Origin of the sequence: Microbispora hainanensis, assembly GCF_036186745.1 — a bacterium.
In the GTDB taxonomy this organism is placed as follows: Bacteria; Actinomycetota; Actinomycetes; order Streptosporangiales; family Streptosporangiaceae; genus Microbispora.
Genome location: NZ_CP108086.1, coordinates 8,132,113 through 8,146,706, shown reverse-complemented (window position 1 = coordinate 8,146,706; position 14,594 = coordinate 8,132,113). Strand labels below are relative to the sequence as shown.

The window sequence follows — 14,594 nt, the reverse complement described above, 5'->3', positions numbered from 1 at the left end:
CGTCGAGCGTCGCAGGCGCGGGACCTGGGTGTCTTGGAGAAATGTTCCGTCCGGTCAGAGGCGTGCCAGCGCGGCGCGGGCCATGTCGCGGAGCAGGCCGGCCATGGCCTCGGGGGCGAGTTCCCCGGCGCTGCGCGGGGTGGAGTTGAGCAGGCCGAAGACCGCGTGGGTGGCGGCGCGCAGCCGCGCGGGCGGGCACGCGGGGTGCAGCTCGGACAGCACGGTCACCCACTCCTCCACGTAGAGCCGCTGCAGCCGCCGGATGGCCCGGCGGGCCTGTTCCGGCACGTTGTCGAGCTCGCGTTCGTGGACGCGGATGAGCGCGGGATGGGTCAGCGCGAACGCGATGTGCCCGGACAGCAGCGCGTCGAGCGTGGCCTCCGCGGTGTCCGGGTCGGCGGTGGTGGCCAGCCGCGCCCCCTGCTCGCGCAGCCGCTCGCTGATGTCGAGCAGCATCTCGGTGAGCAGCGCCTCCTTGCCGCTGAAGTGCCGGTAGAGCGCCGGTCCCGACACCCCCACGGCCGCACCGATGTCCTCGATGGACACGCCGTGGAAGCCACGCGCCGCGAAGAGGTCCGCGGCAGCCTCCAGGATCTCGGCCCGCCGATTGCGGGTAGGGGTCTTCTCGGTCCTCCCGGTCTTCACGGCACCATGGTAGACGGAGTCTGTTAATGATGACTAACATCCGAGCATGAGCACGAGTGACTGGCCGGTGCTGGAGAGCCGGTGCGACCCGGGCGGCGAGCCGTACAAGCGCAACGCGGAGGCGAACGAACGCCTGGTCGCGGAGTTGCGGGAACGGCTCGCGGCGGCGGCGCGCGGCGGCCCCGAGCGGGCTCGGACCAGGCACGTCCAGCGCGGCAAGCTGCTGCCCAGAGACCGCGTCGACACGCTCCTCGACCCCGGCGGGCGCTTCCTGGAGCTGTCCCCGCTCGCGGCCACCGGCATGTACGACGACCAGGCCCCGGCCGCCGGGATCATCACCGGCGTGGGCCGGGTGAGCGGGCGCGAGGTCGTGATCGTGGCCAACGACGCCACCGTCAAGGGCGGCACGTACTACCCGATCACGGTCAAGAAGCACCTGCGCGCCCAGGAGGTCGCCCTCCACAACCACCTGCCGTGCGTCTACCTGGTCGACTCGGGCGGCGCCTTCCTGCCCAAACAGGACGAGGTGTTCCCCGACCGCGAGCACTTCGGCCGCATCTTCTACAACCAGGCCACCATGTCGGCGCGGGGCATCCCGCAGATCGCGGCCGTGCTCGGCTCCTGCACCGCCGGCGGCGCGTACGTCCCGGCGATGAGCGACGAGGCGGTGATCGTCCGCGGCCAGGGCACGATCTTCCTGGGCGGGCCGCCGCTGGTGAAGGCCGCGACCGGCGAGACCGTCACGGCCGAGGAACTGGGCGGCGGCGAGGTCCACGCCCGCGTCAGCGGCGTCACCGACCACCTCGCCGAAGACGACGCGCACGCCCTCAAGATCGTGCGCGACATCGTGTCGACGCTCGCACCGAAGGGCCCCCGCCCCTGGGACGTCGCCCCCGCCGAACCGCCGCTGCACGACCCGCGCGACCTGTACGGCATCGTCCCCCAGGACACCCGCCGACCGTACGACGTGCGCGAGGTGATCGCCCGGGTGGTCGACGGCAGCCGGTTCCTGGAGTTCAAGGCCGAGTACGGCCCGACCCTCGTCACCGGGTTCGCCCGGATCCACGGGCACCCGGTGGGGATCGTGGCCAACAACGGCATCCTGTTCAGCGAGTCGGCGCTCAAGGGCGCGCACTTCGTCGAGCTGTGCGACCGGCGGTCGATCCCGCTGGTGTTCCTGCAGAACATCAGCGGCTTCATGGTCGGCAAGGCGTACGAGGCCGGGGGCATCGCCAAGCACGGCGCGAAGATGGTGACGGCGGTCGCCTGCGCCCGGGTGCCGAAGTTCACCGTGATCATCGGCGGCTCGTTCGGCGCGGGCAACTACGCGATGGCCGGCCGCGCCTACTCGCCCCGCTTCCTGTGGATGTGGCCGAACGCCCGCATCTCGGTCATGGGCGGCGAGCAGGCCGCCACCGTGCTCACCATGGTCGGCGACGCCGACGCCGACGAGATCCGGGCCCAGTACGAACACCAGGGCAACCCCTACTACTCGACCGCGCGCCTGTGGGACGACGGGGTGATCGACCCGGCGGACACCAGGACCGTCCTCGGCCTGGCGCTCGGCGCCGCCGCGAACGCCCCCCTCGAACCCGTCGGCTACGGCGTCTTCCGGATGTGAGGTCGAGCTCGTGATGTTCACCAGTGTGCTGATCGCCAACCGGGGCGAGATCGCCGTCCGGATCATCCGTACGCTGCGGGCCCTGGGCGTGCGCGCGGTCGCCGTGCACAGCGACGCCGACCGCGATGCCCGCCACGTGCGCGAGGCCGACCTCGCCGTACGGCTCCCGCGCGGCTACCTCGACATCGACGGGATCATCGAGGCGGTCCGGGTGAGCGGTGCCGAGGCCGTCCATCCCGGCTACGGCTTCCTCGCCGAGAACGCCGGGTTCGCCCGGCGCTGCGCGGCCGAGGGCCTGGTGTTCGTCGGCCCGCCCGCCGCGGCCATCGAGGCCATGGGCGACAAGATCCGGGCCAAGGAGACGGTCGCCCGCGCGGGCGTGCCGGTCGTGCCCGGCGGCGCGGAGCCGCACGACGACCTGGCCGAGGTCGCCGCGCGCGTCGGCTTCCCCGTGCTGATCAAGCCGTCCGCGGGCGGGGGCGGCAAGGGCATGCTGCGGGTCGAGTCCGCCGACGCCCTGCCCGCCGCCGTCGAGTCGGCCCGCCGTACGGCGACGGCGGCCTTCGGGGACGGCACCCTGCTGATCGAGCGGTTCGTGGACCGGCCCCGGCACATCGAGATCCAGGTCATGGCCGACGGCCACGGCAACGTCGTCCACCTGGGCGAACGCGAGTGCAGCCTGCAGCGCCGCCACCAGAAGATCGTGGAGGAGGCGCCCTCGCCGCTGCTCGACGAACAGACGCGGGCCCGGATGGGCGCGGCGGCGGTGGAGGCCGCCCGGTCGGTCGGCTACGTCGGCGCCGGGACGGTCGAGTTCATCGTCCCCGGTGACCGGCCCGGCGAGTTCTTCTTCATGGAGATGAACACCCGGCTGCAGGTCGAGCACCCGGTCACCGAGATGGTCACCGGCCTCGACCTGGTCGAGCTGCAACTGCGGATCGCCGCGGGGGAGCCGCTGCCGTTCGGGCAGGACGCGGTGCGCCTGCGCGGCCACGCCGTCGAGGCCCGCGTGTACGCCGAGGACCCGGCCCGCGACTTCCTGCCCACGGGCGGGCGCGTGCTGCGGCTGCGCGAGCCCGCGGGCGAGGGCGTCCGGTTCGATTCCGGGCCGGCCGAGGGCACGGTGGTCGGCAGCGACTACGACCCCATGCTGGCCAAGGCGGTCGCCTGGGCCCCCGATCGGGCGGGCGCGCTCGCGGCCCTCGACCGGGCGCTCGGCTCGACCGTGATCCTCGGGGTCACCACGAACATCGGGTTCCTGCGCGCGCTGCTGGCCGACCCGGAGGTCGCCGCCGGGCGGCTCGACACCGGGCTGGTCGAACGGCGGCTCGGCGGCCTGGTGAGCGGCGAGGTGCCCGACGAGGTGCTCGCCGCCGCCGCGCTCGTCGTCCACTCCGGCTTCGACCGCTCCGGTGTGGTCCGCTCCGCCTCGGGCGACCCGTGGGACGTCGCGGACGGCTGGCGGATCGGGGAACCGGCCTGGACCGTGCACCGGCTCGGGGTGCCCGTACGGGTCCGGGGCGCGGCCGGCGACGCGGAGATCGAAGTTAACGATCGTTCACTTGGCCGGGCCCGGCTGGAGTGGACGGGCACGGATGAGGCGACGGATGAGGCGGCGGTCACCCTCGGCGGCGTCACCCGGAAGTACGCCGTGGCCCGCGACCACGACACGGTGTGGCTCGCCGAGGGCGGCCGGGCATGGTCCGTCACCCGGCACGAACCCGGCGACCCGAAGGACCGGCAGGGCGGGGCGCTCGCCGGCGACGGAGCCGTACGCAGCCCGATGCCGGGGACGGTGCTGCTGGTGAAGGCGGCGGAGGGCGACCGGGTCACCGCCGGGCAGCCGCTGGTCGTCGTGGAGGCGATGAAGATGGAACACACCTTGACGGCGCCGGCCGACGGCGTGCTCGCCGAGCTGCGAGTCCGGCCGGGGCAGACGGTGGAGCTGGACGCGATCGTGGCGAAGGTGACGCCGTGCGAGTGATGATCTACGAGGTCGGCCCGCGCGACGGCCTGCAGAACGAGTCGGCCATCGTTCCCGTCGAGGTCAAGCGCGAGTTCATCGGGCGGCTGGCCGAGGCCGGGCTGACGACCATCGAGGCGACGAGCTTCGTCCACCCCAAGTGGATCCCCCAGCTCGCCGACGCCGCGGAGCTGCTGGAGAGCCTGCCCCGGGTGCCCGGGGTGCGCTACCCGGTGCTCGTCCCCAACGAGCGGGGGCTCGACCGTGCCTTGGAGCAGGGCGTCACCGACATCGCGATCTTCGGCAGCGCCACCGAGTCGTTCGCCCGGCGCAACCTCAACCGGACCGTCGAGTCGCAGTTCGAGATGTTCGCCCCCGTCGTCGAACGGGCCCTCGCCCACGGCATGCGGGTCAGGGCGTACGTCTCGATGTGCTTCGCCGACCCCTGGGAGGGGCCGGTCGCGCCCGAGCAGGTCGCCCGGGTGGGCCGCCGGCTGCTCGACCTCGGCTGCTACGAGCTGTCGCTCGGCGACACGATCGGCGTCGGCACGCCCCGGCACGTCGAGGCGCTGCTCGACGCGTTCGCCGAGGCGGGGGTCGGGACCGACCGGCTGGCCGTCCACTTCCACGACACCTACGGCCAGGCCCTGGCCAACACGCTCACCGCGATCAAGCGGGGGATCACGGTCGTGGACTCCTCCGCGGGCGGCATCGGCGGCTGCCCGTACGCCAAGAGCGCCACCGGCAACCTCGCGACCGAGGACCTGGTGTGGATGCTCGACGGTCTCGGCGTCGAGACCGGGGTGGACGTCAGGTCGCTGACCGCCACCAGCCTCTGGCTCGCCGAGATCCTGGGCCGGCCGAGCCCCTCCCGCGTCGTCCAGGCCCTGGCGAAGGAGATCTGAGATGCTCAACGACGAGCACATCGAGCTGCGCAAGTCGGTCGAGGAGTTCGCCCGCGAGGTGGTGGCCCCCGTCATCGGGGACTACTACGAGCGGTGCGAGTTCCCGTACGAGATCGTCCGCAAGATGGGCGCGATGGGCCTGTTCGGCCTGCCCGTCCCGGAGGAGTACGGCGGCATGGGCGGCGACTACTTCGCGCTGTGCCTCGCCCTGGAGGAGCTGGCCAGGGTCGACTCGTCGGTGGCGATCACCCTGGAGGCGGCGGTCTCGCTGGGCGAGATGCCCATCCTGCGGTTCGGCACGGACGCCCAGAAGGAGCGCTGGCTGCCGAAGATGGCCACGGGGGAGATCCTCGGGGCGTTCGGCCTGACCGAGCCCGGCGGCGGCTCCGACGTGCCGGGCGGCATGCGCACCACGGCCGTCCTCGACGGCGGCGAATGGGTGATCAACGGCTCGAAGGCGTTCATCACCAACTCGGGCACCGACATCACCGGCGTCGTCGCCGTGGCGGCGATCACCGGCCGCCGGGAGGACGGCAGGCCGGAGATCTCCACGATCCTCGTGCCGTCGGGCACGCCCGGCTTCACCGTGTCGAAGAAATACTCCAAGGTCGGGTGGTCGGCCTCCGACACCCGGGAGCTGTCGTTCACCGACTGCCGGGTGCCGGAGGAGAACCTGCTGGGCGAGCGCGGCCGGGGCTACGCGCAGTTCCTCCAGACGCTCGACGAGGGCCGGGTGGCCATCGCCGCGCTGTCGGTCGGCCTCGCCCAGGGCTGCGTGGACGAGTCGCTGCGGTACGTGCGGGAGCGCCGGGCCTTCGGCCACGAAATCGGCCACTACCAGGCCATCCAGTTCAAGATCGCAGACATGGAGGCCCGGGTGCACACCGCCCGCCTGGCCTACTACCACGCCGCCGAGCGCATGCTGGCCGGCCTGCCGTTCAAGAAGGAGGCCGCGATCGCCAAGCTCGTCTCGTCCAACGCGGCGATGGACAACTCCCGCGACGCGACCCAGATCTTCGGCGGCTACGGCTTCATGAACGAGTTCCCCGTCGGCCGTTTCTACCGGGACGCGAAGATCCTGGAGATCGGTGAGGGCACCAGCGAGGTGCAGCGCATGCTCATCGCCCGCGAGCTCGGCCTGCCCGCCTGAACCCCATCCCGCCGTGGCCGGACCACCCGGCCTCGGCGGCTCGCGCGTTGGATTCCTTCCCGCCGTCCCCAGGGACCGGCGGGGAGTCTTCGTCGTCCTGATCGGCTTGGGTCTTGTCAGGTGGCCGGGAGGCGCATGCCGAGCCACTGCTCGGCGTCCCAGGCATGAAACCGCTCGACCTCGCTGAACCCCAGCTTCGCCGCGAGGCGCATCGAGGCGATGTTGGCGCTCTGGGTGGTGAGCACCACCGGCTCGCCGGGAAGTGTGGCATCGAACCAGCCAAGCGCCGCCGCGCATGCCTCGGCGGCGTACCCGTGCCCCCAAGCGGTCGGCAGGAACAGGTAACCGAGATCGGCCTTCCCCACGGCGGCCGGGCGACGGTGCTCGGTCGCTCTCCTGAGCAGGATGTGGCCGATCATCGCCCCGTCGAGCTCGACGACGAAGCTCCCGGGCCACCGCTCGGGCACCTCGGGCAGCTCACGCTCAAGCACGTCACGCGGGCGGGGACCGCCGAGGTAGGTGTGCACCTCCGGCGAGGCGAGCAGCTCGGCGAACGTCGTACGGTCCCGCGCCTCGGGCTCACGGAGCACGAGCCGCTCGGTCCGGATCGGCTCAGGCGGCCAAGGGACATGTCCAAGGTCTGACATGCGCGGCACGCTAACAACCCCGTAGGACGACGTCGAACGCGGGTGGAACGCGATGCCCACCCGGCCGGGCCAGTTGCCCAGGGTAGGGATGAACCACTCCGACTTTCGTGGAGGCCCTGAAGCCAGCATCATCTGCTGGCGGAAGGGAGAATCACGTCACGATGCCAGCCCCGAGGAAGTATCCCCAAGAGCTTCGAGAGCGCGCGGTGCGCATGGTCTTTGAGGTCCGCCGGCAGACCGGCGGTGCCCCCGGCGCGATCGCCCGGGTGGCCGATCAGCTCGGTGTTCACCGCGAGGCATTGCGCGGGTGGGTGCGCCAGGCCGAGATCGACGAGGGGCAGCGGCCGGGCACCTCGACCACCGACGCCCAGCGGATCGCCGAGTTGGAGCGCGAGGTGCGCGAGCTGCGCCGCGCCAACGAGATCCTCAAGGCCGCGGCCGCTTTTTTCGCGGCCGAACTCGACCCCCGGCCGCCCAGGTAGTCGCCTTCATCGACGCTCACCGCGGCGCTTTCGGCGTCGAGCCGATCTGCCAGGTGTTGCAGGTGGCGACGTCGACGTACTACGCGGCCAAGTCCCGTCCGCCCTCAGCCCGGCAGGTGCGGGACGCCCAGCTCATGGCCGAGATCACCACGGTGTGGAACGAGAACTTCGAGGTGTATGGCGTGCGCAAGATGTGGAAGGAGCTCAACCGGCGCGGCACCCGCGTGGCCCGCTGTACCGTGGCCCGGCTGATGAAGCGCCTGGGGCTGGCCGGGGCGGTTCGCGGGGACCACAAGCGACCGACCACGATCCCCGATGCTCTCATTGACCGGCCCGCCGACCTGGTCAAACGCGACTTCACCGCCCCCTCCCCCAACCGGTTGTGGGTCGCCGACCTGACCTACATCCCCACCGCGTCGGGGTTCGTGTACGCGGCGCTGGTGATCGACGCGTTCTCGCGGATGATCGTCGGGTGGCGTCTGGCCGATCATCTGCGCACCGACCTGGCGCTGGACGCCCTGGAGATGGCCATCTGGCGTCGCGGAGACGGACGGCGGCTGGAGGGCCTGGTGCACCACTCCGACCGCGGCTGCCAGTATCTGTCGATTCGCTACACCGAGCGCCTGTCGGGTGCCGGGGCGGTCTGCTCGGTCGGATCTCGAGGGGACAGCTATGACAACGCCCTGGCCGAAAGCACCATCGGGCTGTACAAGACCGAGCTGATCCACCGGCGCGGCCCGTGGAACGGCCTGGACGACGTCGAGATCGCCACCATGGAATGGGTCGACTGGTACAACAACCGGCGCCTCCACAGCGCCTGCAACGACCTTCCACCAGCCGAATTCGAGACCCACTACCGAACCCAAACCGCCCCGGCTATCCTCACCCCAGCCAGCTAACCCGGCCTCCACGAAACTCGGCGCGGTTCAGGATCATGGCGAGCCGGAACGCGGACCCGGTCCGAGCCCACCTGTGAAGCCCCATGCGGCACTACGGCACAGGTGAAGCCCCGGGGGAGCATTGTGGCCCTAGGGAGCAGTGTGAAGCCCCGTCGAGCAGCGTGAAGCCCAGCAGCGCACGGTGAAGCCCAGCGGACAGTGCACCGGCGACCCTCGCGTCCGCCCTCGGCCTGCGGCTTGGAGGGTCATGCACGCAGCCGCCGGGCCGGTCCGTGCGTCGCCCGGGCTTGCCTGCGCATCGCCCACCCCCGTGCCTTCGGCCTTACTCGTGTGGTCGTCGGGTTCTTCCGAGGCGGTGGTAGGTGAAGGCCCAGCGGTCTTCGCCTACGTTGCGGCGGGTGTAGCGGTCGGGGTGCTGGTAGCGGTCGCGGTTGTGAAACTGGCAGGCCGGGCCCAGCAGCTTCAGGTCCGTGAGCCCGCCGGTGCTCCAGTTGTCGGCGTGGTCGATCTGGCACATGGTCGCCGGGAGCGGGCAGCCGTCGATCCAGCAGGTGTCATAGCGGGCGTAGATGGCCCGGCGTTGGGCGGGGGTGGCCAGGCGGACTTTTCGGCCCATGTCGAGGACCTGTCCCTCGGCGTTCATGACGATCCGCACCAACGTGCTGGTGCGGGCGAGGCGGTGCACGCTGGAGACGGGCAGCACCTGCCCGGTCGCCAGCAACAGCCCCGGCACCATCCCCAACGCCCCTCCCAGAGACGCCCCTAGCAGCGTGCTTGCCGACGCTCCCAGCGCCGTCCCCAGCGACGCCCCGGGCATCGTGCCCGCCGACGCACCCCGCGACGCACCCTGCCCTGCTCCAGGTGACGCCCCTTCCGACGTCCCTGGCGTGCCCTGGCCATGCCGGCAGTCCCTCGCAGGCCGAGGCCCGGCGTGGGTGTGATGTGCGGAGGCGTCCTCGGGAGGAGGATCCGGCCACGCCGCCTCCGAAGACGCCGTGTCCCAAGACGCCGTGTCCGAAGGCGCCGTGTCCGAATGCCCTCCACGGTCGGCTGGCCATGCTGCCCCGCGCCGTGTGGTGTGCGGTGCTCCAGACGGGGCCGCAGCGCGGTCGCCGTCGCCGCCTGTGGCGGGCGCGGTCTCGTGGCGCTCGGCAGAGCTGGTGCTGACGGTCTCTCCGCCCTCGGCGGAGGCGGTGCTTGCGGTGTGGTCGCCCTCGGCAACGGCGGTGCTTGCGGTGTCGGACGGCTCGCACTCGCCGGGCCGCCGCTCACCGGCATCCCTACCCGTACCGGCACCTGCCTCGGCAGCGTCGAACTCGTCGGCTTCGGCGGGCGTCGGATCGCCCGTGTCGTCCCGGCCTTCCCCGAAGCCCCCGGCGTCCCGCGCGTTTTCGACATGGTCGGCGGTGTCGTCGGCCTGGCCCGGCTCGTCAGTGCTTCCGGCAGGGTCGGGGACGTAGTCGCTGGGGGCGCTGTCGCCGAGGTCTGCGAAGTGGTCGCTGACCTCGTCGGCGGTGGCCGGGTCGGCGGGGTCTTGGGTGGCCGGGTCGGTGTCTTGGGTGGCCGGGTCGGCGGTGGGGTCGGTGGTTTCTGGGTTGGTGTTGTCGGGGTCGGTGGGGAGGGATTCGGCGCTGACCACGACGAGGAGCTCGGTGACGATCTTCTGCTCCAGCAGGGCGATCAGCGCGTCGGCCTGACGTACCGTCAGCGGGCGGTCATCCCCCTGCGCCCTCAGCTTGGCGTACGCCTGCAACAACGTCATCAACCGGGCGCCGGCCTCACGCGGCAGGTAGAACTCCCCTTCCACGCCGCCGCCCTTGCCCGGGCGGACCCGCAGGAACCGCCTCCCGTAATCGGCCCGCTCGTCGCGTTCTTCCCCATCGGGGTCGAGCACCGCCCGCAGGTGGCGGCCGGCTTTGGCGACTTCCGCCGCCCCCGCTTTGCTGGCCAGGTCCACCAGGATCGGCTCCGCCAGGGTGGCTTGCTCGTCGGTTAGTCCGGCGACGGCGGCGCAGATGGCCTCCACCACCCCCGCCGCCAGCTCCCCTGTGGCGAACTTCTCCCGCACGGTAGGGAGGCGCGGCAGTTCCGCGCCGAGGGTGAGCAGGCGGCCCGCACCGCCCACCGTCATCCCCCCACTGGTGCGTAGCCAGCAGCGGGTGGAGGCATGCCCATGCTGCCTGGCCTGACCTGCTCGGTGGACCCGCCCCACCCGGTCGGCCAGCGCGCTGGTGATCCGATCCCGGGCGAACAGCAACTCCTCCGCCTCGGCCAGGCACACATCCACGTCATCGGGAAGCGGGGTCAGCGCCAGCTCTTGGGCCACCTCACGAACCGACCCCACCACCACCCACGACGACCGCACACGACCCCGACCACGGTCACGACCACGATCACGCCCACCCACACCCTCGGAAGCACCCGCACCTGCGCCCGCACCCGAGCCAGAGCCGCCCGCGCCAGCGCCATCCGCGCTAGCGCCAGAGCCGGAGCCATTCGCACCGGCGGGAGCCGCGTCCTCGGCAGTCTCACGGGCGGCATTCGCGCTAGCGCCGTTCGCGCCACCCACATTCGCACCGGCGAATGCCGCACTCTCGGCGGCCCCGCGCGCGGCGTGCGCGCGAGCACCATCCGCGCCAGCGGCGTCCGCACCGGCGGCAGCCGCACGATCGGCAGCCCCACGGGCGGCACCCGCGTCAGATCCCGCGCTGTCGGCGGTCCAACACACGGCGTTCGCGTCAGCGCCGTCCGTGCCAGCACCGCTTATGCCAGCGGCATCCGCACCGGCGGCAGCCCTACCCGTGGACTCCGCGCCGTCGCTATCTGCCCTGTCGGTATGCGTGCCTGGGGCGTCCGTGCCTGGAGCGTCCGCGCTATCGGTGCCGGGCGCGTCTGCGTGCTGCCGGGGCCCAAACTTGATGATCGGGAAGGGCTCGCGGGCGGACGAGCCGTCGGACGACCACAGTGGGGAATTGGCGATCAGGCGATCCCACCAGCCGTCCCACCACTCACCGTCGACATCGTTCGAATGACTAAGGCGCTCAGGATCGATATCGAACAGATCCATCACACCCTCCTCGTTTTATTCGAACTGTTGTATGGATTATCTCACACTCTGTGAGCGAGTGACAACCGTGCGAAGCGGAGGGTTGGAGCCTCAGCTCAACCCGAGCAAAGTCGTTGGGCGATTTGGTGCGAGCTGCGGCCTCGCTGCGTTTGCCGAGGCGGGCGCTGCCGACGGGCCGCGCGCCGTCAGGGCACGGCCAAGGGCGGGAGGACGGTGAGGTTGAGCGGGGCGGGGGCTGCTGACGGCCTCGACCAGGCGAGGCAGTAGCAGAGTTCCGGGCGGCGGGGGCCGCCGTATCGGGGGACCTGGCGCGTGGTCGTCGGGGCGGATGGTTGATCAGGCGAGGGTGTAGCAGAGTTCCGGGCGGCGGGGGCCGCCGTATCGGGGGAGCTGGCGCGTGGTCGTCGGGGCGGATGGTTGATCAGGCGAGGGTGTAGCAGAGTTCCGGGCGGCGGGGGCCGCCGTATCGGGGGAGCTGGCGCGTGGTCGTCGGGGCGGATGGTTGATCAGGCGAGGGTGTAGCAGAGTTCCGGGCGGCGGGGGCCGCCGTATCGGGGGAGCTGGCGCGTGGTCGTCGGGGCGGATGGTTGATCAGGCGAGGGTGTAGCAGAGTTCCGGGCGGCCGGGGCCGCCGTATCGGGGGACCCGGCGCGCGACGCCGGTGTCGACGAGGTGTTCCAGGTAACGTCGGGCCGTCACCCGGGACACGCCCACGACCGTGCCGACGGCCTGGGCAGACATGCCGTCGGCGGCGTCCCGCAGCGCGCCCGCGACCGCCTCCAGGGTGTCGGCCGTCATCCCCTTCGGCAGGTGGGGGCGGGCGGTCCCGCGCAGGGTGGACAGCGCCCGGTCCACCTCGCCCTGGCCGCTGACCTCGCCCGGCCCGCTGATCGACGACCGGAACGCCGCGTATCGTTCGAGCTTCTCCTGCAGCAGGGCGAAGGTGAAGGGCTTCAGCAGATATTGCACGACCCCGGCGGAGACGGCCGACCTGACCACCGACAAGTCCCGCGCCGAGGTCACGGCGATGACGTCGGAGGGCAGGCCTGCGGCCCGCATGGCCCGGCAGACGTCCAGCCCGTGCATATCCGGCAGGTAGAGGTCGAGCAGCACGAGGTCAACCGGCTCGCGGCGCAGCGCGCGTACGGCCTCGCCGCCCGACCTGGCCACGCCCGCGACGCGGAAGCCGGGCACCCGCTCGACGTACAGGCGGTTGGCCTCGGCGGTCAGCTCCTCGTCCTCCACGATCAGCACCGAGATCACGGCCGGACCTCCGCGCGCCCCGGGCCGCCGCCGGGAACGTCCGCCGCCGCCCGTCCCAGCCCGTCCGCCCGGCGCGGCACGTCCGGCACGTCCGGCACGTCCGGCACGTCCAGCACGTCCGGCCCGTCCGGCCCATCAGACTGACGCGGCAGCGGGAGCCGTACGGTGAACACCGCCCCCTGACCGCCGATGCCCTCGCCGGCGCAGACCTCGATGTCGCCGCCGAGGCGCCGGGCCGCCTGCCCCGCCATCGCGAGGCCGAGCCCCCGGCCGTCCCCCTTCGTGGACCAGCCGCGCCGGAACACGTCACGTACGACGCCGGGGTCGATCCCGGGGCCGCTGTCGGCGACCCTGATCAGGAACGTGCCGTCCTCGGCGCGCAGGTGGACACGGACCCGGGCGGGCGGCGTTCCCTGAACAGCGCCCTGAACAGCGCCCTGAACAGTGCCTTGAACAGCGCCCTGTACGGCGGCGTCGATCGCGTTGTCGATCAGGTTGCCGACGATGGTGACGAGGTCGCGGGCGTCGAGGGCGACGTCGTCGAGCTCGCTGTCCGGGCTGATCACGAGATCGACTCCGCGCTCCGCGGCGGCCGCGCTCTTGCCGAGCAGCAGCGCCGCGAGGACGGGCTCGCGGATCGAGCCCACCACGCGGTCGGTGAGCCGCTGGGCCGCCCGCAGCTCCGCGGTGGCGAACTCCACCGCCTCGTCGGTGCGGCCCAGCTCCACGAGCGCGACGACCGTGTGCAGCCGGTTGGCCGCCTCGTGCGCGGCCGAGCGGAGCGACTCGGCGAAGCCGCGTTCGGCGTCGAGCTGCCCGGCGAGGGCCTGCAGCTCGGTGTGGTCGCGGAGCGTGACCACCGTGCCGAGCGAACGCGCGCCTGACCGCACCACGGCGGCGCTCGCCACCAGCACGCGTTCGCCGGTCAGGTGGATCTCGTCCGACCGGCTCTCCCCGGAGCCGAGCATCTCGGCCAGCGAGGGCGACAGGCCCAGGTCGCCGACGTGCCGTCCCTCCGCGTCCTCGGGCAGGCCGAGCAGGTCGCGGGCGCCGTCGTTGGCGAGGGTCAGCCGGCCGTCCCGGTCGACGAGCAGCAGCCCTTCGCGCACCGCGTGCAGGATCGCGTTGTGGTACTCGTACATGCGGCTCAGCTCCGCCGGGCCCAGCCCGTGCGTCTGACGGCGCAGGCGGGCGCCCACCAGGTAGGCGCCGGCGATGCCCGCCGCCAGGCCGAGCAGGCCGGTGAGGACGGCCGAGCCGAGCTGCCCGCGCATCTCGGCGCTGATCTTCGCCACCGTGATGCCGGCGCTGACCAGTGCCACGACCCGGCCGGTGGCGTCCCGCACGGGGGTGACGGCCCGTACGGACGGCCCCAGCGTGCCGGTGTAGGTCTCGGTGAACGTGCGCCCGGCCAGCGCCGGCGCCGTGGTGCCGAGGAAGTGCCCGCCGATCTGCCGGGGGTTGGGGTGCGTGTATCTGCGGCCCTCGGTGTTCATGATCGTGATGAAGTCGAGCCCGGCCTCCGTGCGCACCCGTTCCGCGTACGGCTGGAGCACGGCCGAGGGATCGGGGTCGTCCAGCGCGTCGAGCACGGTGGGCGCGTCGGCCAGGCTGATCGCCACCGCCTTGCTCGTCCTCGCGGCCTCGTCGTCGAGAAGCTGACGGGTACGGAGGAAACCGAGGAAGGTGGCGCCTGCCACGGTGATCGCGACGACGAGGATCTGCAGCACGAGCACCTGCCGGGCCAGACTCCAGCGTCCGAGCCTGGCGGTCATCGTCGTCACGGCCTCAGCGTCCTCGCTCCCGGTGCGGTCCTGCACGGTCCTGCGCGGTCTGCGCGGATTCACCGCCGCGGCGCGCGCCGGTGAAAACCGCCGTGAACGAAATGTACGCAATAGTGACCCAGGTCACTACCGGGCGCATAGTCACCGACCAGATCGCGTTGTCGCCCG

11 protein-coding genes and 1 other annotated feature are annotated in these 14,594 nt (G+C 72.1%); of the genes, 5 read left to right on the top strand and 6 right to left on the bottom strand.

What is annotated here, in order from left to right; all coding sequences use genetic code 11:
* Positions 1-54: 54 nt before the first annotated feature.
* A complete protein-coding gene (locus OHB01_RS36930) occupies positions 55-645 on the bottom strand; it encodes a TetR/AcrR family transcriptional regulator (RefSeq protein WP_328854620.1) in 591 nt (196 codons plus the stop codon).
* A gap of 46 nt (positions 646-691) precedes the next feature.
* Between OHB01_RS36930 and OHB01_RS36925 the strand changes: the two genes are divergently transcribed.
* Genes OHB01_RS36925 through OHB01_RS36910 form a run of 4 tightly spaced genes read left to right on the top strand, consistent with a single transcriptional unit; the run spans position 692 to position 6,284 of the window.
* Positions 692-2,266: a carboxyl transferase domain-containing protein gene (locus OHB01_RS36925; protein WP_147942348.1), complete on the top strand. Its 1,575-nt coding sequence runs from the start codon at positions 692-694 to the stop codon at positions 2,264-2,266.
* Positions 2,267-2,279: 13 nt separating this feature from the next.
* Positions 2,280-4,250: an acetyl/propionyl/methylcrotonyl-CoA carboxylase subunit alpha gene (locus OHB01_RS36920; RefSeq protein WP_328855886.1), complete on the top strand. Its 1,971-nt coding sequence runs from the start codon at positions 2,280-2,282 to the stop codon at positions 4,248-4,250.
* Positions 4,250-5,134 (top strand): hydroxymethylglutaryl-CoA lyase, encoded by an 885-nt coding sequence (locus tag OHB01_RS36915; RefSeq protein WP_328855885.1) that lies wholly within the window; start codon positions 4,250-4,252, stop codon positions 5,132-5,134. Before OHB01_RS36920 ends, OHB01_RS36915 begins: the two co-directional genes overlap by 1 nt.
* Before the next feature lies 1 nt (position 5,135).
* On the top strand, positions 5,136-6,284 hold the full coding sequence (locus tag OHB01_RS36910; RefSeq protein ID WP_142645355.1) for an acyl-CoA dehydrogenase family protein: 1,149 nt from the start codon (positions 5,136-5,138) through the stop codon (positions 6,282-6,284).
* Between the two features lie 116 nt (positions 6,285-6,400).
* Here OHB01_RS36910 and OHB01_RS36905 read toward each other — a convergent pair whose 3' ends face one another.
* Positions 6,401-6,931, bottom strand: a complete 531-nt coding sequence (locus OHB01_RS36905; protein WP_328854619.1) for a GNAT family N-acetyltransferase — start codon at positions 6,929-6,931, stop codon at positions 6,401-6,403.
* Between the two features lie 161 nt (positions 6,932-7,092).
* Here OHB01_RS36905 and OHB01_RS36900 point away from each other — a divergent pair.
* Positions 7,093-8,312, top strand: a protein-coding gene (locus tag OHB01_RS36900) for an IS3 family transposase (RefSeq protein ID WP_328853951.1) whose coding sequence is annotated in 2 segments (ribosomal slippage) — positions 7,093-7,372 and positions 7,372-8,312 — 1,221 coding nt in all. Because the reading frame shifts where the segments join, the coding sequence is not laid out codon by codon here.
* Positions 7,371-7,484, top strand: a sequence feature (AL1L pseudoknot). Its footprint overlaps the gene before it by 114 nt.
* 322 nt (positions 8,313-8,634) lie before the next feature.
* On the opposite strand, the gene OHB01_RS36895 is transcribed toward OHB01_RS36900, so the two are convergent.
* From OHB01_RS36895 to OHB01_RS36880, 4 genes are all read right to left on the bottom strand, one after another.
* The gene (locus OHB01_RS36895) at positions 8,635-10,638 is read right to left on the bottom strand and encodes a DUF222 domain-containing protein (RefSeq protein ID WP_328854618.1); all 2,004 of its coding nucleotides are present in this window, start codon (positions 10,636-10,638) and stop codon (positions 8,635-8,637) included.
* Complete coding sequence (locus tag OHB01_RS36890; RefSeq protein WP_185948910.1) at positions 10,617-10,808, bottom strand: hypothetical protein; 192 nt, start codon at positions 10,806-10,808, stop codon at positions 10,617-10,619. Before OHB01_RS36890 ends, OHB01_RS36895 begins: the two co-directional genes overlap by 22 nt.
* A gap of 1,162 nt (positions 10,809-11,970) precedes the next feature.
* On the bottom strand, positions 11,971-12,642 hold the full coding sequence (locus OHB01_RS36885; RefSeq protein WP_142645352.1) for a response regulator: 672 nt from the start codon (positions 12,640-12,642) through the stop codon (positions 11,971-11,973).
* Complete coding sequence (locus OHB01_RS36880; protein ID WP_142645546.1) at positions 12,639-14,417, bottom strand: ATP-binding protein; 1,779 nt, start codon at positions 14,415-14,417, stop codon at positions 12,639-12,641. Before OHB01_RS36880 ends, OHB01_RS36885 begins: the two co-directional genes overlap by 4 nt.
* Positions 14,418-14,594: the final 177 nt, after the last annotated feature.